The organism is Sulfuritalea sp. (genome assembly GCF_031426875.1).
GTDB lineage: Bacteria > Pseudomonadota > Gammaproteobacteria > Burkholderiales > Rhodocyclaceae > Sulfuritalea.
Genome location: NZ_JASJPC010000036.1, coordinates 1 through 18,303, shown reverse-complemented (window position 1 = coordinate 18,303; position 18,303 = coordinate 1). Strand labels below are relative to the sequence as shown.

Below are 18,303 nucleotides of genomic sequence, written 5' to 3'. Positions count from 1 at the left end.
CTCGCTCCTACAGTTCTTGTGCCGCGAGCAGCGCGTCGCGACCGAGCCGGCGCACGTCGGTCGTGCCGGTCAATGACAGCGCCACCTTAATCTCGCTTTTCATCGTCGCCAGGACATGGGCCACGCCCATTTCGCCGCGGGCGGCGACGGCATAGCCCCAGGCGCGGCCGAGCATGCAGGCCTTGGCGCCGAGCGCCAGCGCCTTGACCACGTCGAGTCCGCTCCGGACGCCGCCGTCAAGCAGCACTTCAAGTTTGTCGCCGACCGCATCGACGATGTGCGGCAAGGCATCGGCGCTCGCCGCGACGCCGTCCAATTGGCGGCCGCCGTGGTTGGAGACGACGATGCCGTCGGCCCCCGCAGCCGCCGCCAGGCGCGCGTCGTCCACGTCGAGTATGCCCTTGAGCAGGATCTTGCCGGGCCAGTTTTCCCGCACCCAATCCAGGTCGGCCCAGGTGATGCGCGGATCGAACTGGTTATCCACCCATGCCTTGAAGGCCGGCAGGCTGTGCGCATCGGGCACCGCCATGGTCAGGTTGCCGAACATCAGAGGCTTGCCGCGGATGGCGACGTCGAGCAGCCAGCGCGGATGCGATGCCAGGTCCCAGGCCTTGGCCATTTTGCCGCCCAGCGACAGGCCGCCGCCCATGCCGTTGCGGATGTCGCGGTAGCGCGCGCCCATCACCGCGAGATCGACGGTCAGCACCAGAACCGGACACGCGGCCGCCTGCGCCCGCGCCATCAGCTCCCTGGCATAGCCGCGGTCGCGCATGACGTAGAGCTGATACCAGAAAGGCGCCGCGGTGGCGGCGCGCACCTCCTCGATCGAGCAGATGGACACCGTCGATTCGCAGAAGGGCACGCCGGCGGCCTCGGCCGCACGGGCCGCCTGCACCTCGGCGCGGCGCGCCATGACGCCGGCCAGGCCGAGCGGGGCGAGCACCAGCGGCAGGGCCAGGTCCTGGCCCAGTACGCGCGTGGCCAAGTTCAACTGCGAGACGTCGCGCATCACGCGCTGGCGCAGGCGCAGGCGCCGGAAGGCCTGCTGGTTCTCCTGCGCGGTGATCTCCTCATAGGCGGCGCCGTCGAGGTAATCGAACAGGTGGCGCGGCAGCCGCCGGCGCGCCAGTTCACGGTAATCGCTCGCCGTGGCCGGGGCCAGGCCGAGTCCGCAAGTTTCGTTGTTGCTCACGCTCACCTCCAGAATCCTTGATTCACCTTGCCGGCAAGCCGGATGGCGCCACCCAGCCTGTCATTCCCTGGCCAGGGCCGAGGCACAGTTTCGTTCCTGGGACTGCCTTGCATCCTCCACCATGGTTTCCGAATAGAACTGGTAAGTGCTCTTGCCCATCTGCTTGGCGTGGTACATCGCCAGGTCGGCGTTGCGCAGCGCGCCATCGATATCCGCCGCGGACTGCGGAATCATGCAGATGCCGATGCTGAATCCGATGCGCGCCGGGGCGCCGCCGGTGGCGAAGGGTTCGGCGGCAATCCGCACCAGGTTTACCGCCACGCGCTCGACATCCTCGGTGATCGCGGTATCGCTCAGAATCACGGCAAACTCGTCGCCGCCGATGCGCGCGACGATGTCGGCGCCGCGCAGCGCCCTTTCCAGCCGCACACCGACGGCTTTCAGCACCGCATCGCCGACCTGGTGGCCGAACCGGTCATTGACCGTCTTGAAACCGTCGACATCGATGTAAAGCAAGGCCGATCCGCCGCCGTTGCGCGCGTGACGCTGCAGCGCCTGGGCCAGGCTCAGCTCGAAGGCATGGCGATTGGGCAGCCCGGTGACCCGGTCGTACAGCGCCATGCGCTCGATCTCGTTTTCCGCCGCGATCATCTGCATGCGCATCCTGCGGCTGGCATAGGTTCCGAGCAGTGCGGAAGCCGTCAGGATCAGCAGCATGCTGCCGAAAACCCGGCCGAGTTCGCCATACAGGTCGCGCAGCGAGGCGCGCAAGGCAATGCTGCCGACGATCCGCCCTTCCAGTTGCACGGGAAGCGCCAGCCGCAGATCAACGAATGACAACACATGCCCCGCGGCCGGGGCTTCGTCGCCGAGCTGGCGCAGCGCTTCCGGGCGCTGGAAACGTGCCATCAGGCTGCCGTTGGCGCGATAGACGGCAGCCTCGATGATGATCGGTGACGCATCGGCGGTGCCAATGATTTCCGTGGCCGTGCGACTGTCCTCGAACACGATGGCCGCCGTGAGATTGGCGCCCAGCAGGCGTGCCTGCATGGTCAGGTTGTTCTCCAGGTGCTCGCGCAGGCTGTGCGCGTGGTAGCCCAGCAGCATCAGCAGGGCCATCAACAGGGCGCTGCCGGTCGACACCAGGCTGAGTCGCCAGTAGTTGAGCAGGCGCGTATGGGTCATGCGCTTACTCGATCAAGATGCGTGCAAGTTTCAGGATCTTGGAACTGGGTGCGAGGCCGCTTCTCTTCATGGCGCCGTAGTTGATGTCGAAGGTCACGCGTCCGCCATCGGTATGCAGGCCGATCATGGCGCCGCGGTCGACTGCATTGCTTCCCTCGGCGATCACCAGCAACGCGCGGGTGCGGGCCAATGCACCGAGTCGTGCGAGGAGGCCGGCACTGCCGGCTTCCACCATCACCGCGGCGCAGCGGTCGAGTTCCTCGGGTGTGGTTCCGCTGCGACGGATATCAAGCGTCTGCCCCAGCACCTTTTTTCCCTCATGGCGTCGCAAGGCCATGGTCAGCGCGCCTTCGTCCAGCACGCAGAAGTGGAAGCCGGCCGCCGGAGTGGCCTGCGGCGGCCATTGGATAAACAGCAGCAGGTTGTAGATTACCGCCGCCTTGACTTCGTTTTCGTCAGCCTGCTCAGCGGCCCATGCAGCATGGCAGGGCAAGGCCAGCAGCAATGCCGGCAGGATCGTCCTGCACAGCCGCCGCCACATCAGATATCCAGTTCCCAGCGCAGGCGCCACTGTCGCCCATCGCGTTCGAGGGTATCTATCGGTGCGTTCTCGGGGCCGAGAGGGTCGCGATAACGTGTGTCCCCCAGGTTGTAGATGCCGAGGCTCCATTGGCCGTAGCGGCGCTGTTGCGCCTGACGCAGCACCAGATTGCCGGTGACATGGCCGGCGACGCTGCCGAGCAGGCTGCGGCGCGGGCCGACCGCCTGTAGATTGATGCCCAGCGTCGCGCCGAGGGCGGCAACCGGTCCGTCGACCAGCAGCTTGCCCAGGCGCCGCGGTGAATTGACTGCTTCGCCGCCGGGCTGGGTGATCGATTGCCAGGCCAGGCTGCCGCGCACGCGCCAGCCGCCATCGAGCAGGGCTTCGAAATCGGTTTCCCAGCCGCGTGCCGAGAGTAGGTCGCGGTTGCGGAACACCAGCAGGCCGTCCGCAGGGTCGGTTTCCTGGTCGATCAGGTCGCGCAGCGTGTATTGATAGTGACCGAGACCGAGACGCAGGGTCGGCGTCGGCGTGTAATCGAGCGCGAGCTCGCGGGTGCGGATGCGTTCCGGCTTCAGGTCGGGATTTCCCTTCTGCGAAAACCCGCTGTCGCCGTAGTGGCGTTCGTAGTCGTTGGGGGCGCGGAAGGCGCGACCGCCCATGAGCTTGACGGTGATATCGTCGCGCGGATGCCAGATCAGTGCGGCGCGCGGCGAGGCGATGGTGGGCGCGGTGTTCTGGCTGTCGATACGCAAACCAAAATTGGCCAACCAGCCGGGTGCGATGCGCCATTCGTCCTGCACGAAAATGGCCGCGGTGCGGCCCCGGTGGCGGTCGTCGAGGTAGTCGAAGCGGGGATCGAGGTCGAAGTTGCGCTGCTCCAGGCGCACGTAGCTGCGCGCTTCGATGCCGGCGAGCAGGCGGTGCTTGCGCCAGCCGGTCCAGGTCAGTTGCCATTCGGCGCTCCACCAGTCGGCGCGCGCTTCGTCGCGGTTGGTGGCCGGATACGGGTATTCGCCGTCGAACGCATAGCGGCCGAAATGCACGCGCAACTGCTGGTCCAGCGACTCGGCCAGGGTCGAGGTCCGGGCCAGGTCGACGTGATATTCGGTCTCCTGCACGAAGTTGCCCGGCGCGTCGAACACGGTGCCGTAGTAGGCCGTGGGCACATCCTTCCGGCGTCGCGAGAACGTCGCGCTGCCGCGCCAGTTTTCCCAACTGCCCTTGAACATGGCTTTGAGGTAGCGCTCGCCATCCAGTTTGTGCGCAATGCCGTCGCTGACCCCCGGCGCGTCGTACTCAGAGAAATAGAGATCGTTGCCGTCGCGCCGGTAGGCGCTGACGCCGGCTACCCAGTCGAGGCCGGCGGCGCTGCGCCCACCCGAAAGCAGGCTGGCGCGGCGGCCGCTTCCGTCGCTGGCATCGAGCGAGACGCGGCTGCCGTTGAGGTCGGCGCCGGTCCATAACACCGCATTGACGATACCGAACAGGGCATTGCCGCCGTAGCTGGCGGACGAGGGGCCGGGCACGAATTCGAGGCGCTTGATCCAGTCGATATCGAGCGGAGCCTCGTTGCCGACCATCGCCTGGTCGTAGATCGGATCGTTGCTGCGCGCGCCATCCACCAGCAGCAGGATGCGCGAGTTGTAGTCGCCGGGCCGGCTGAAACCGCGTACGCCGAGGTAGGCGTAGCCGCGGTCGTGGCTGGTATAGACGCCGCGCGCCGACTGCAGCGCCTCGCCGATGTCGCGGAAGCCGAAGCGGCGTATGTCCTCGGCGGGTATCACCGTGGCGGTGGAGGGCGCTTCCGACAGCGGTTGCGCATAACGCGAGGCGCCCTGCACTTCGACCCCCAGCAGATCCTCCAGCTTCATGCCGGAGACATCGTCCGCCGCAAGCACGGCTGCCGGCATCCCGCAGGTCACGATGAGCCCCACCGAAAGTATCAGCCTGAATTGCATGCGCGTGGTCCGAACGATTGCTTCCCCAGGACGCCGATACTACCCTCTTTCGCCCGATATGCAGAGCGGCTCAACGCTCGCGCAGAGGCAGTGCCGGCGCGGTTTCATAACGGATCACCAGTTCCAGCGTGCTGGCCACGGCCTGCGATCCCGCCTGCGCCGGAGTCAGGCGCGCCTGCGCGAAACGGCGCATCAGGCCGTCGAGCAATTCCTTCGGCACCGGGTCGCTATTGACCACTATGACGCGGTCGACCGTGCCCAGTGCGCTGACATGGAGACGCAGGGTCAGGCTGCCGGAAAACGGCACAGCTATCTCTTCCAGATCCGAAAGGTCCGGATCGACCAGGAAACGCGCCTTGCGCGTCAGCTTGCCGGCGGCATCGGCTGGCGCGGCGGCGGTCGCTGTCGTCGCGGGCGGTGCGGCGGCGGTCTCCGTCGGTGGCGGCGGTATGGGAGCAGGTTCCACAGTCGCAAGCGACGGGGTTTCGGTGGCTTCCTTGCTTGCCAGGACCACGGTCAGCGTGACCGCCTTCGCACTGCGCGGCAGCTGACCGGCGACATCCGCGGACAGCAGCCAGCCGAGGCCAAGGTGCAGCGCCAGCGAGATGGCCAGGGGCCAGGCCAGGCGCGACGAGTTCAATCGAAAAGCCTGTGTTCGATGGCGTAGCGGATCAGGTCGGCGTTGTTGCCGATGCCGAGTTTTTCCATCAGGTGGGTCTTATGGGTGGTGACCGTCTTCGGGCTCAGATGCAACAGTTCGGCGATCTGGCTCAGCATCACGCCCTGCGCGATCAGGCGCAGCACTTCCCATTCGCGCGGGCTCAGGCTTTGGTGCGCCGCGCCACCGGCGTGGGCCGCCGTATCGAAAGCCAGCGAGGCGGCGACCGATGGGTCGATGAAGCGCTCGCCGGCGCCGACCCGGGTCACGGCGGTGAACAGCGTATCCGGACTCGATCCCTTGGTGATATAGCCGGAAGCGCCGGCCTGCAGAGCACGTCGCACCGTTCCCGGTTCGTCGTGCATGCTCAGCACCAGGATCGGCAGGGCGGGTTGCGCCTTGCGGATCTGCTCGATCAGACTGGTGCCGGATGCTCCCGGCATGGTCAGGTCCATGACGATCAGTTCGGCGCCGCCGGCGTTCGCCGCCGCCAGCGCTTCCGCCGCATTGGTGGCTTCCTGCACTACTTCGATGCCGGCGAAGGAATGCAGCATCTGCCTGAGGCCGACGCGGAACAGCGTGTGGTCGTCGGCAATGATGATCCTGATCATGGTGAGTTCGTGCTCCTGTCTGCGTGATCGGCCTTGAGCGGAACCTGCGGCAGTGTGACGACGAGCCGCGTGCCGCTGCCGGGGCTGCTGTCGATTTCCAGCGTGCCGCCGAGTGCTGTGACGCGCTCGGATATGCCGAGCAAGCCGAAGTGCGCGGCATGGTCGACTCCCGGTACATCGAAGCCCTTGCCGTCGTCTTCCAGCAGCAGGCGCATTTCACCCCGATCATGGCTCAGCGTGATGTCGACGTTCTGCGCGCCAGCGTGGCGGACGATGTTGGAAAGCGATTCCTGCACGATGCGGAACAGCGCGATCGCATAATCGTCGTCGAGGCGGTCCGCCGCTTGGGTAAATGAAATGCCGTAGCGGATGCCGGCCGCCCCGAGCATGCGCGCCGCCACCCATTCCACCGCTGCCGTGAGACCGAGGTTGAGCGCCGCCGGCCGCAGGTCGGAGGCGATCGCCTTCACACTGCGGTAGGCTTCGGCGATCATCGTCTCGATGTTGCGCGCGGCCTCGCGTGCCGCCGCCGAATCGGCCGGCAGGCTGCGTTCGAGCAATTGCAGATGCATGCGCGCGGTGGTCAGCACCTGGCCCAGTTCGTCATGGAACTCGCGCGCCAGGCGTGCGCGCTCCTGCTCGATGCGTGCTTCACGATGGCTGGCCAGTTGCCGCAACTCCTGGCGCGAACGTTCGAGATCCTGCTGGGTCTGCTTGAGGGCCGTCACGTCGAGGATCACGCCATGCACTGCGCGCGTGCCGTCGGCCGCGAACTCCGTCGTAGTGCGGATCTGCAACCAGCGCGGGCTGTCGCCGGCGAGCAGGCCGCGCCCGATCCATTCGAACTCGTGCGCCGCAGTCGCCGCCTGGCGCCAGACCAGGCCGGCAACATCGTCGGGATGGATGCCGGCAAAAAATACCTGCGGATCGGCCAGCATTTCTGCCGCAGTACCCGGCAGCAAACGCACCACGCCGTCGCTGATGGAGCGGAATCCGGGGATCGGCGCGGCGACGTATTCGAACAAGGCCACCGGCAACTGGCTCGACAACTGGCGCAGCCGGCCCTCCGAGGCGCGCAAGGCCAACTCGGCCTGGCGCCGACGCGTCGTCAGCCCCTGACGCCGGCGCCACGACCAGAAAACGAAGGCCATCATTACCGCCAAGGTGATGCCGATCAGCATCATCGCGGAAAGCGTCAGCTGCCGCGACGATGCGACGGTAATGTCCGTTGCGGCATGGGCGAGCGACAAGTGGGGAACTCCGGAAACAGGGCTTGCGGCGCATTATAGACAGCGGGATGCCAAGGAGGTCACGCTGCGGTGCCGGCGAACCGCTATCAGCGCGCCGGCGGTGTTCGCGCATCGCCATAGCGGCGGCACAGCGCCGTCTCGCCAGCGGCAACTCTTGTCGGACACGCCGGTCCGCCCCGGCCGGCCGCTGCGGGAGGGGTGACGTCGGCATCATGGAAGGTCAGGGTTTCCTTATCGTCAATCCGCTTTCGCTGATGGCGCACAACGTCGGGAAGATGAATCATCAGCCTGTCTTCAAAGTGCAGGCGGTGCAAGCGAATGAAATCCGGCGGAAGCGCCAATGGCGGTTTCACATTGGTCGAGTTGATCATCGTCATGGTGGTAATGGCGATTTTGTTCGCCATTGCGCTCCCCGCGTTCACGGATTTCACCAACAGTACCCGCCGCACATCGGCCATAACACTGCTCGTAAGCGACTTGAATCAGGCGCGCGCCGAGGCGATAAAGCGAAACCGGCGCGCCCTGGTCTGCGTGCGAAACGCCGGCGGAACCGCATGCGGGACCGGCACCGACTGGCAAAACGGTTGGCTGGTCTGCGCCGACGAGAATAGCGACAACGATTGCGCTGCGGCCGACATCATCAATACCCGGCCCGCGCTGGACAGCAGGCTGACACTTGTCGGCAGTGCTGCGGTGATGCGCTTCAATGCGAGCGGAAGTGCGGTGGCGGGGACATTGACCCTCGACGGTACATGGGCCGGTGCCACGCCGCGGGTTATCACCATCGCCGCAACAGGACGAGTTTCCAGTCAGTAGTCCAGACCATCATGAATATTTCCGCATCGACATCCCTGAACCGAGCTCGCCAACAGGGCATGTCGTTGATTGAAGTTCTTGTCGCGATCGTGATCATCGCCATAGCCCTGTTCGGTACTGCAAGCTTGCAGATGTCGGCCATGCGGCTGGGGCAAGGCGGCGTGCTGCGCAGCCACGCGGTGTTTCTGGCGCAGGACATCGCCGAACGAATGGAAAACAATGCAGCCGGCGCGATTGCGGGATCCTATGTGGTCACCCTGACCAGTACTCCGCCCGCTGTCGATACGACATGCGAAACCGCGGCATGCGCCCAGGCGGCGTTGGCCGCCTATGACATCGCTCAATGGGCCAATACCGTCAGCACGGCGCTGCCGCAAAGTTCCTGGTCGATAACACAAACGGTTACCGGTACGCCAAGCACCTACACGATTGTGGTGCGTTGGATTGATCGCCGCACCAAGACCTCCGACACAAGCGTCGGCGCGATCGCCGAGTCCTTCACCCTGACGCGATCGATCCTCGATTGAAAACATGAATACGCCTGTTTCCGCACCGCGCCAGCGCATTTCGATGACGAAGGGCAGGGCCATGGGTTTCAGCCTGATCGAAATGATGATTGCCATGACCATCGGCTTGGTGATTATCGTTGCCCTGCTCGGCATGCTGGCAAGCAGCTGGACCGGCGCGAGTTCCAATCGACGTACGTCGGAGATCGAATTCGATGGCCGCTATGCGCTCGATACGATACTCAACGACCTGCGTCATGCCGGGTTTCGCGGCAACAGCTGGGCCGAACCAACGGCGCCGACAACCACGATCACGCCGATCACCGGCGAGTGCCTCCCGGCGGGTGCCGCGGCCGGCAGTTTCGTATCCAATCTCCGGCAAGGGGTGTGGGGAGCGAACGACAGCAATCCATTCAGTGCGAACTGCATTCCGGCGGCCTCCTATCTGCGCGGCGATATTCTGGTGATTCGCAAGGTGGCGAGCATTCCGGTCACCGCGCTGGCGGCCAATGCGCTGTATTTTCGTTCCACCTACAACGCCGGGGAGATCTTCCGCGGAGTCCCCGCCACGGGCTGCGCGGCCCCTGTCTCGACCTATGTCGCGCCATTCGACAAGGTTCCCTGCATCGCCGGCACCCCGTCACAGGGTCTGGACAATTTCGCACTCCAAGCCTACGTGTATGGAATCGGGCCTTCGGCCGACGATGCGACCGTACCGGCGCTGTACCGCATTTCGTTGCAGGCCGATGGTTCGATGACATCCGAGCTGATTGCCAATGGCATCGAACACTTGCAGGTGCAATACGGACGCCACACCACGGACCTGAACACCCGCTACTACAATGCCAGTGCCATTGCCGGGTCGTCGGTCGATACCTCGGTAACCGAATGGGACGATGTCGACACAGTCCGCGTCTGGATCCTGGCACGTAGCGCCACCGTGGAACCCGGCTACACCAACACCGGCACCTATACGATGGGTGACGCGAGTTATACGGTGAATGACGGATTTCGCCGCAACTTGCGTTCTGCCGTGGTTCACCTGCGCAACTGAGATCCACGTCATGGCGCCCAAATTCACTCTCGGTTCTCGCCTCGAACAAGGCGGCTCCGCCCTGATTTCGAGCCTGCTGATCCTGATTCTGGTCATGATCATCGGCATCACGTCGATGAGCATTTCAGACATCCAGTTCAAACTCGCCGGCAATCTGCAGTTTCAGTCAACGGCGATGAGCAGTTCCGAAACCGCCGTGGTCGAGGCCGAGAACTGGCTGGCCACAGGGAGCAACTATCTGAACGGTGGGTTCACTACCTATTCCAGCGCGACCACACCGCATCTGCACCCCATCGGGCACCTGGCCGGCTTGACTGCTCCCGGCAATGACGTGCTGACCATGACCTGGGACAACGCCAATTCAACGGAGGCGGCCACCAGTGCGGCCGGGTCGCAACGCTATCTGGTCGAACTGCTCGCGCAGAACGTCAAGCTGCTCGGCGACGATGTGTCGACGGGGGGGCGCAAGAGTACGGCTTGCAGCCAGGTCAACATTTACCGGGTCACGGCTCGCGGCGTCAGTGCACGCAATGCGACCAGATTCGTACAGACCAATTACAGCGTATTGAGCTGTTAGAGAGGATGGGCATCATGAATGCGTCGGCCAAGAGAGAGTACTGGGCGGGAGGCCTTTTTTTCCTGGTTCTTGCCACAGCCATGGTCCATCTTGCCATTGCACTGACCGCTTTCAACCCGGCAAATCAACCGACCGGATACATTGCGCAGAACGAGGTGAGCGATTTCAACCTCAGGTCGGGGACCGAGACGCTTTTCCGCACCGAGTACGAGAAGGAGTTTTACAGCGGAAACTTGTACGCCTACAGGATAAATGCGGCGGGGGAGTTTTCTGCGGACGCGGAAACCTGGGCCGGCGGCGCGGCGACGCATATCGATGCCCAGAATTTCGACACCGGACGGTTCATTGCCACGATGAAGGACGATGGCACCGGGACTGCGTTTCGCTGGAGCGGGACGAGCAGTCTGTCCGCCGCACAGGCAGCCTTGATCGGCGACGCCACGCTGGGTCCGGATATCCTCAATTACCTGCGCGGCGACCGCAGCAATGAAGTTCAGCTCGGTGTTGGAAGCTTTCATCAAAGGGGATCTGCGCTGGGCGACATCGTGCATTCACGACCCTATTTTGTGAGCGACAGCACCGACCCGACGATTTTCGTCGGCGCCAACGACGGCATGCTGCACGCGATCAATGCAGATCAGGTGAGTGGTGGTGACGAGCGCTGGGCATATGTGCCATCGATGCTGCTCTCCAAGATCAAGAACCTTTCCACCATTCCTTTCGTGCGCGACTACTATGTCGACGGCCAGATCAATGTCGCGACCATATTGTCCGGCAGCAAGCGGATACTGGTGGGCGGCCTGGGGGCGGGCGGCAAGGGTCTGTATGCGCTGAACATCACCGGCAATGCCGGCCTGACGGCGGCCAGTGAAGCCGCAGTCGCCACCAAGGCGCTCTGGGAAATTACACCGACCACGGTCAATTACGCCGCGCCGGCCACCGTCGGCGCCTACGCCAATCTGGGCTATACCTATGGCACGCCGACCATCGCCAAGGTGGCGGGTACCGACGCCGTCATCATCGGCAACGGCTACAACAACGGCGGCGACTACGGCGCCTACCTGTACGTCATCAATGCCAACACCGGCCAGCGCATCAAGGGGATCAAGGCCGGAATCAATGGCACGGTGGCCAGCCCGAATGGCATCTTTACCCCGGTCGCGGTAGACACCGACAACGACGGCTCTGTCGATCTCGTCTTTGCCGGAGACCTCTACGGCACCCTGTGGAAGTTCACCCTGGCCACCGACACCGCCACAGCCCTGTTTGCATCCGGGCAGCCGATCACCGCTACCCCTGCGGTTTCGCTGCATCCGAATGGCGGCTACATGATCAACTTCGCGACCGGTGCGATGTTCACCGCCGCGGACACCACCGACACCACCGTGCACTATGCTTACGGAATTTGGGACGGGGCAGTTGCCGGCAATATCGTCACACAGACGCTGACTGAACGGGTCTTCGGTACCACGCGAGTGCGCCAGGTCACCACGAATCCGATGGATTGGACCACCGACAAAGGCTGGAGGGTCGCCTTGCCGGCAGGTGAAAAGGTGATCGGCGAAGGCAGTTATGTCGCCAACCAGCGCTTTTACTTTACCGCCCACAATCCGACGGTCAGTACGTTGATCTCGGGCACCTCGACGACCGTGTACGGCGAGAACTGGCTGATGGAGCTGGATTACCTTTCCGGCGGCAACAAGAACCAGCCCTTCCTCGACCTGAGCGCCGACCTGTTGCTCAACGACAGCGACCGAATTCTCTACCTGGCCAGCGACACCTACGTCGCCACCGATGTTTATACGGCATACGACGATCCGCCGCCTCCGGGCAAGATCGTCGGCGACGTGATTGCCGCCGGACTGGTGGGAGACACCGTCGCCACCGGCCGCGTTGGCCGGCCCATACCGCACTCGGCGGGCATTCCGGTCGGCAAGTTCCTCGATATCGGCGTCGAATCGCAACCGATTCTGGTGCAACTGGTCACCCTCAACGACACCTTGTTCAACCAGAGCCCCGACGTCAGCTTCCCGGTGATCACCGAACTGACGGCGGGCGGACGCGGCGTCGCGGGCGGGCATTTCGACGTCGATAATTACTACAATGGGACGTCGTCGACCTCCGGCGGTACCAAGGCCACTGCCACCATCACCGTCGGCACTACCGGCCAGCTCGCCGGCGTGGCAGCCACGCTCGGCATCATTTCGCTGGACGGCGTCACCGTCTTTCCGGCACTGATGACCAGCGACATCACCAGCGGCACGGCCACGACCACCAATGCCACCACCATCAAGAACAAGGTCACCGGCAGCTTTACCGCGACCGTCTCGGGTTCGACCATCACTATTACCGCACCGCAGATCGGCACCTTCTACAACGGCAAAACGCTCACCATCGCGGCGGGCACCTCGGAGCCCGTGGTCCCGGCCACGCCTGCGGTCAGCAAGATCGTCATCGGCGCCCAGCCCGTGGGGCAGAACACCCGCATCACGGATGTTCGCTTCGACGGCAGTTCGATTCTGCCCGGCACCGTCAACTTCCTCGCCGGATCATCGGAAAGCGACATCGCGACTGCGCTTGCGGCTGCGCTGACGACCCCGAGCGGATTCGGCAAGACCATAACCACGACCAACGTTCCCAACGACACCATCACCTTCACCGCGACCACCGACGGCGGGGCCGCCAAGGCCATCGTCGTCACCAGCAGCGCGGCGGCGCCAGTCGCGGCGGCCCCAGCAGTTGCGGCAACGAGGCCGACCGGGTTCATCAGATTCGACGGTGGAACCACCAGTGGTTTCGGAACACCGAGGATCAACGATGACGTTTCCGGTCGCAGCATCAGGGTCGGCGGCATCAACGTGAATAGCGGCGATATCGAGCCGGGCAGAAACAAGACGGCGGAACAGGTCGCCGCTGCGGTTGTTGCCGATACCGGAACCGCCGGGACGGTAAAGGCCTACGTCGGTGGCAACAGCATCACGCCATTGTGCGCCGCCGAGCCCAGCACCACCGTATGCTTGGTAAATACCTCGACTTACAGCAACGGCTCGAGCGTACAGGTGGGGAGTAGCAGCAGTTTCAGTTCCGTTACCTATACGACGTCTGCAACCTCCGGCGGTACTCCGGGTTCTGCTGCCGTCGCCGCACAGCCGGCCTACGACATACAGCCCACCACCGTCTCGTTCGTCGCGGGCGGCGGCGGTGGCTGGACCGATTTCGCCCCGGCGCTGACAACCGTCGCCTTCAGCGGCGGGGTCGACGGCACCACCACCGTGACAGGCGCTGCGGCGTGTACCGGAGCATGGGACGCCAAATGCCAAACCAAGAATCACGTGCATGAATACGACGACAAGTACGATCGCACCGGCATCAATTTTCTTGACGGCAGCGCGGGCGTGCACGACCTGGTCAGGGCCATCGGGACGGGTTCAAACGCCCAGTTCAAAGTCATTGTGCAGAACCAGTACCTGAGCCCCGCGGTGCAACTGCATATCGGCGATCCAAGCTACGTGTACAACGTCGATCAGGGCTACATTCCGGTCAAAACCTACACGACTTCGGCGACGCTCGATCTGGCCGACCTGCCGACCTACACCCTCGCCACTATCGGCAGCCTTGCCTTCAACATGCCGACCGACGCCTTCGATCAGAAGGATTGGTGGGCCGGCTATCTGGGCCTGCCGACGGACGTGCGGGTTGGCTTGCACCCCACCCAGGCGGGTTGTGTCATGTCGTCGGCCGGTACCAACGACGGCAACATGATCCGGCCGATCATTCCTCCGGCCACAGTGACAGCCTCGGGCAACGGCACCAGGGGTTACAACAGCGGCACCACGCCGTCGACGGCAACCGGCGTGCGTTTGAATGGCTCACTGGGCTTGCAGGTGATCAGCGCCAATACGGATAACAGCGAAATAGAAATGGCGGTGCCAGGACGGCCGGAGTATGGCTGGCGCCTCAAGTCCTCCGCCTACCATAACCGCCTGCTGGCGGAATATTCCATCTATTGGCATAGCGAAACGCCGAGTCAGTGCTACGGAGACACCGGTTGGACCAAGCTCGGCGTGACGGATATGCGTCCCTGTGGCGCATCCGACACGACCACGCCGGCTCCCGGGACGCAAAAATGCACCACGGCGTCTACCACCAACCTGGGTACCGATCCAAAAATCGAGAATTTCGGCACCGGGTGTACCACCACTTTCACCAGCACGGGGAATGTGGAGGTACGGACCACAAGGTGTGACGACGGCAAGGTACAGATCATCACCAAGACGCGCAACGAAGATGGAACGGTGACTATCCGCACGCAATACACGCCACCCACGGTTGACAACGGAACCGATCCCAACGTCGCCAGCGATACCACGGTCATCATTGCCGCCGATGGTGGGAAGACCACTTCCGGCGGCGACGAGCGCGGTCTGCAACCCCGTACCGGACGCATTTCGTGGCGCGAGTTGATCAGGCCCTGACAGGCTGCCGAAAACATTACCGGGAATACGCAACACGAACAGTCATTTATCGAGAGGAGTCACGGACGTGAATAGAACCGGAGCAAAGGGCTTCACCTTGGTCGAACTGATGATTGCAGCAGCCATCATCGGTATCCTGCTGGCGATCGCGGTGCCCAACTATCAGGACTACATCCGGAAAGCATCGCGTTCGGCGGCCCAATCCGAATTGCTCGAACTGGCCAGCATCCAGGAGAAGATCTTTCTCAATTCGAGCGCCTATGCACTGAATGTCACCAGTGCCTATAGCGGAACTTCCGCCGGAGGCCTGGGGCGGACCAGCGGCACCACTCAGGATGGCAAGTACACCCTCGCGGTGACACCCAGCGCCGCGACCACCTACACGCTCACCGCGACGCCGGTTGCGGGAACATCGCAGGCGACCGATGGGGCCATATCGATCAATGAAGCCGGGCAGCGCTTGTGGGGAACCGTTGCCTGGTGATTTGCGTGGCGCGCATCCCGCGTCGTTTCCGGATTCACTTCATGACGGAGGTTTCAAAATGGGATTTGGTTCTTTGTTTGGGGGGCTGTTCGGCAAGCAGTCGGAGGCGAACTACGACAAACTCTCTGTTGCCGAACTAACAGAACGCATCGCAGGCAAACAGGAGCGCGCCGAGGAAATTCGTGCTTTGCTGCTGCGCGCGGGCGGTGATCAGGCGGCCAGCGACAAGTCCCGCGACTGGTTGCTCAAGATGGAGCAGGCTGCCAGCGAGGCGGAAAAAAAGCTGGACCTGGCGCTGCAGTCGAAAATCAAGGCCGAGATCGCCGACGCGCAAAAACGTCGGAAAAAGATCGAAGAAGGCGCCAAGGGAATGAACGAGGAATTGCTTGCGATCGAAGACGAGATCGAACTCCTGACGCGAGCACTGGATAGCAAGCGGAATTAGCGGAGGCATACCGGCGTCTTGATGCGGTGCCGACCAACAGCATTCCTGGTGTCCCCGGATTTGCGTGCAGGGCATGATACGGTGGCTGGTTCTGCGCCGTGCCCCTCCCTGCCCGCCGATGCTTCAGGAGTCCCGCTCCCGCGGGGGGCTACCTGATGATCTGGTGCTGGATGGCGTACTGTGTCAGGCCGGCATTGGTGTCTATGCCCATCTTGTGCAAAATGCGGGCACGGTAGGTACTGATGGTGTTCGGGCTGCGCGACAGTCCTTCGGCGATCTCCGAGACCGACTTGCCGGCGGCCAGCAGGCACAGCACCTGGTACTCGCGATCCGACAGCCGTTCGTGCGGCAGCACCTCGCGGCGGCCGCTGACATCCAGCGCCAGCCATTCGGCCAGCGAAGCGCTGATGTATTTCTTGCCGCGGCGCAGGGTGGCGACGGCCTTGAGCAGTTCTTCCGGGGCGGCTTCCTTGCTCAGGTAACCGCTGGCGCCGAGTTTCAACGCGCGTATCGCCATGTGTTCCTCAGGCTGGATGCTCATGATCAGCACCGGCACCTCCGGTCTGCGCCGAACGGACTCCTGCAGCACCACCAGGCCGTTCTGATCCGGAAGGTTCAGGTCGAGGATCACCAGGTCGATCATCAATTCGTTCTTGCGCAGGAGATCGATCGCCGCCGCCGCATTGACCGCTTCGGCGCAAATTTCGAGTTCGGGGTCGGTCATCAGCATGAGGCGGATTCCCTGGCGTACGACAGGATGGTCATCGACCAGCAGGATCTTCATGGTGTTTGCTCCGTAGATAGGGGCGCGCCGGTGCGGCCGCGGGGAATCATGATGTGAATGCGTGTGCCGCTCGGGCTTGCAGTGCCGTTCGCAGGCTCGATGTCGACGTGCCCGCCCCAGCTTTCCACTCGCTCGCGAATGCCCAGGAGGCCCAGCGCCGGCCGGTTCTGGTCACGTGCCTGCATGCCGCGGCCATTATCCTTGACTTCCAGGTGAATGGTGTCGTCGGTTGCCTCGAGGATTATATCGACGCGGCTGGCGTGGGCGTGACGCGATACATTGGTCAGCAACTCCTGGCACACGCGGAACAGGTCGGTCGCCATTTCGGGCGCAATGTCGATTGCTTCATCCGGCAGGTCGACACCGCAACGGATTCCCATGCGACGGGAAAAATCCTGGGCCTGCCATTCGATCGCCGCGACCAGTCCGAGCGAATCGAGCAGGCTGGGGCGCAAGTCCCACGAGATGCTGCGCACCACCTTGATCAATTCATCAACCTGGGCCGCGATGCCGTTACCCGCTTTGCCGGCATCGAGTCGGGCTATCGCGAACTTAAGCGCTGTCAGGCGCTGGCCGAGCTCGTCGTGAATCTCGTGCGAGATTCGGGTGCGCTCCTCCTCGCGTACGGCGCGCATGCGTGCCGAAAGCGAGCGCAGATTCTCGACCGTCTGTTCCAGTTGCTGCGCATGATCGCGCTCCAGCCGATCGTGGCGAATGATTGCGTCTAGCATCAGATCGAAAGCGTCGGCCAGCTGCCCGACTTCGTCGGTGAATTCGGCTGTCGATTGCCGCACATCCTCAAGACGGGCGTTACGGCTGGCTTGCTGCGCAATCGAGGTGGTGGCCCGGATCAGGTCGTCCAGCGGCGCGACTATCGATTGCACGATACGGCGAAACACGACCTGCCCCAGCAGGAAGGCAGTGACCAGCAGAACCACGGTGGCGATGCAGATTTTTACGAATTCAAACACCTCGAAGCGCAGGTCCAATGCCAGCAGCAACTGGCCGCGCTCGATACCTTGGTGCGAAATCGGCGCGCGCACGACCAGGTTGAAGAGTTCCATGCGTTCCCGCTGGCCGGCCAGGCCGGCCAGAACACCCGGCAGATCCACAGGGGTAGCGCCAAAGCGTATCGCCGGGAGTGGCAGGTCGATGGCGGTCGGCACGATGGCCGCCCAATGCAAACCCTCCAGGCCTTTCAGCGAATCCAGGTTCTCCTGCAACACCTGGCTGTCGCCGAACATCAGCGCGGCAGAACTCTGGTTGGCCAGTATGCCGGCGGCCGCGTGGGCCGATTCGCGAACCTCTGCGCGCTCGGCAACAAAAACATAGAACAATCCGCCCAGCCCGACCACCAGCAACAAGCTGCCGAGCAGAAGCTTGTACGCCAGCATCAGGCGACTATGAATGGTATGCCGGCGACTGAACATCAACACCCCGGCCGCACCGGCTGCATCAGGCAGAGCGTGGCGACCAGCGGCGCGGCGCCGTCGATGTGGTCCGAACCGCCGCCAGGCGCGAACTGCTTCGCGTTGGCGCTTCCGGCAGTCGCGCCCTGGATCAGCGCCCGGTAAAGCGCAAGCTTCTTGGACCAGATCATCTGAAACCCGCTCGGTATGGCAAGAGCGCATCTTGCTCCAGGACGATTGACGCGTTAATCATGTTTAGCAACGACAATCGCGGACTTTTCTGTGACACTTATGTAGTTACACTGCTGTCCGGTTAAATTGAAGGTGGAATCGCTGTAAGCCATGACTGACAAGG

17 protein-coding genes are annotated in these 18,303 nt (G+C 63.4%); 7 read left to right on the top strand and 10 right to left on the bottom strand.

Features of this window, described 5'->3' with window-relative positions; translation table 11 throughout:
• Positions 1-7: 7 nt before the first annotated feature.
• The 8 genes from RMO95_RS16170 to RMO95_RS16135 all read right to left on the bottom strand — a co-directional run bounded on the left by RMO95_RS16170 (position 8) and on the right by RMO95_RS16135 (position 7,802).
• Positions 8-1,192: an L-lactate dehydrogenase gene (locus tag RMO95_RS16170; RefSeq protein WP_310451681.1), complete on the bottom strand. Its 1,185-nt coding sequence runs from the start codon at positions 1,190-1,192 to the stop codon at positions 8-10.
• A gap of 60 nt (positions 1,193-1,252) precedes the next feature.
• Positions 1,253-2,377 (bottom strand): diguanylate cyclase domain-containing protein, encoded by a 1,125-nt coding sequence (locus tag RMO95_RS16165; protein ID WP_310451680.1) that lies wholly within the window; start codon positions 2,375-2,377, stop codon positions 1,253-1,255.
• 4 nt (positions 2,378-2,381) lie between these two features.
• On the bottom strand, positions 2,382-2,882 hold the full coding sequence (locus RMO95_RS16160; protein ID WP_310451679.1) for a YfiR family protein: 501 nt from the start codon (positions 2,880-2,882) through the stop codon (positions 2,382-2,384).
• Between the two features lie 35 nt (positions 2,883-2,917).
• The gene (locus tag RMO95_RS16155) at positions 2,918-4,879 is read right to left on the bottom strand and encodes a TonB-dependent receptor plug domain-containing protein (RefSeq protein WP_310451678.1); all 1,962 of its coding nucleotides are present in this window, start codon (positions 4,877-4,879) and stop codon (positions 2,918-2,920) included.
• A 70-nt stretch (positions 4,880-4,949) separates the two neighbouring features.
• Positions 4,950-5,519 (bottom strand): hypothetical protein, encoded by a 570-nt coding sequence (locus RMO95_RS16150; RefSeq protein ID WP_310451677.1) that lies wholly within the window; start codon positions 5,517-5,519, stop codon positions 4,950-4,952.
• A complete protein-coding gene (locus RMO95_RS16145; RefSeq protein WP_310451676.1) occupies positions 5,516-6,148 on the bottom strand; it encodes a response regulator transcription factor in 633 nt (210 codons plus the stop codon). The genes RMO95_RS16150 and RMO95_RS16145 overlap by 4 nt, the downstream gene beginning before the upstream one ends.
• Entirely contained in the window at positions 6,145-7,398 is a 1,254-nt protein-coding gene (locus RMO95_RS16140) for a sensor histidine kinase (RefSeq protein WP_310451675.1), read from the bottom strand. The genes RMO95_RS16145 and RMO95_RS16140 overlap by 4 nt, the downstream gene beginning before the upstream one ends.
• Before the next feature lie 86 nt (positions 7,399-7,484).
• Complete coding sequence (locus RMO95_RS16135; protein WP_310451674.1) at positions 7,485-7,802, bottom strand: hypothetical protein; 318 nt, start codon at positions 7,800-7,802, stop codon at positions 7,485-7,487.
• Between RMO95_RS16135 and RMO95_RS16130 the strand changes: the two genes are divergently transcribed.
• From RMO95_RS16130 to RMO95_RS16100, 7 genes are all read left to right on the top strand, one after another.
• Positions 7,717-8,214 carry a GspH/FimT family pseudopilin gene (locus RMO95_RS16130; protein WP_409574969.1) on the top strand — a complete coding sequence of 166 codons (498 nt, stop codon included), beginning with the start codon at positions 7,717-7,719 and terminating at the stop codon, positions 8,212-8,214. The genes RMO95_RS16135 and RMO95_RS16130 overlap by 86 nt on opposite strands.
• A gap of 11 nt (positions 8,215-8,225) precedes the next feature.
• A complete protein-coding gene (pilV, locus tag RMO95_RS16125) occupies positions 8,226-8,741 on the top strand; it encodes a type IV pilus modification protein PilV (protein ID WP_310451672.1) in 516 nt (171 codons plus the stop codon).
• Between the two features lie 4 nt (positions 8,742-8,745).
• The gene (locus RMO95_RS16120; protein ID WP_310451671.1) at positions 8,746-9,774 is read left to right on the top strand and encodes a PilW family protein; all 1,029 of its coding nucleotides are present in this window, start codon (positions 8,746-8,748) and stop codon (positions 9,772-9,774) included.
• Between the two features lie 10 nt (positions 9,775-9,784).
• Positions 9,785-10,351 (top strand): hypothetical protein, encoded by a 567-nt coding sequence (locus tag RMO95_RS16115; RefSeq protein ID WP_310451670.1) that lies wholly within the window; start codon positions 9,785-9,787, stop codon positions 10,349-10,351.
• Between the two features lie 14 nt (positions 10,352-10,365).
• Positions 10,366-14,826: a PilC/PilY family type IV pilus protein gene (locus RMO95_RS16110; RefSeq protein ID WP_310451669.1), complete on the top strand. Its 4,461-nt coding sequence runs from the start codon at positions 10,366-10,368 to the stop codon at positions 14,824-14,826.
• A gap of 97 nt (positions 14,827-14,923) precedes the next feature.
• The gene (locus RMO95_RS16105) at positions 14,924-15,310 is read left to right on the top strand and encodes a type IV pilin protein (protein WP_310451668.1); all 387 of its coding nucleotides are present in this window, start codon (positions 14,924-14,926) and stop codon (positions 15,308-15,310) included.
• A gap of 58 nt (positions 15,311-15,368) precedes the next feature.
• Entirely contained in the window at positions 15,369-15,755 is a 387-nt protein-coding gene (locus tag RMO95_RS16100; protein ID WP_310451667.1) for a hypothetical protein, read from the top strand.
• A 148-nt stretch (positions 15,756-15,903) separates the two neighbouring features.
• Here the strand turns inward: RMO95_RS16100 and RMO95_RS16095 are convergent, their stop codons facing one another.
• Together RMO95_RS16095 and RMO95_RS16090 are read right to left on the bottom strand one after the other, a co-directional pair.
• Positions 15,904-16,539 carry a response regulator transcription factor gene (locus RMO95_RS16095; RefSeq protein WP_310451666.1) on the bottom strand — a complete coding sequence of 212 codons (636 nt, stop codon included), beginning with the start codon at positions 16,537-16,539 and terminating at the stop codon, positions 15,904-15,906.
• Positions 16,536-18,170, bottom strand: a complete 1,635-nt coding sequence (locus RMO95_RS16090) for an ATP-binding protein (RefSeq protein ID WP_310451665.1) — start codon at positions 18,168-18,170, stop codon at positions 16,536-16,538. The genes RMO95_RS16095 and RMO95_RS16090 overlap by 4 nt, the downstream gene beginning before the upstream one ends.
• Positions 18,171-18,303 lie beyond the last annotated feature (133 nt).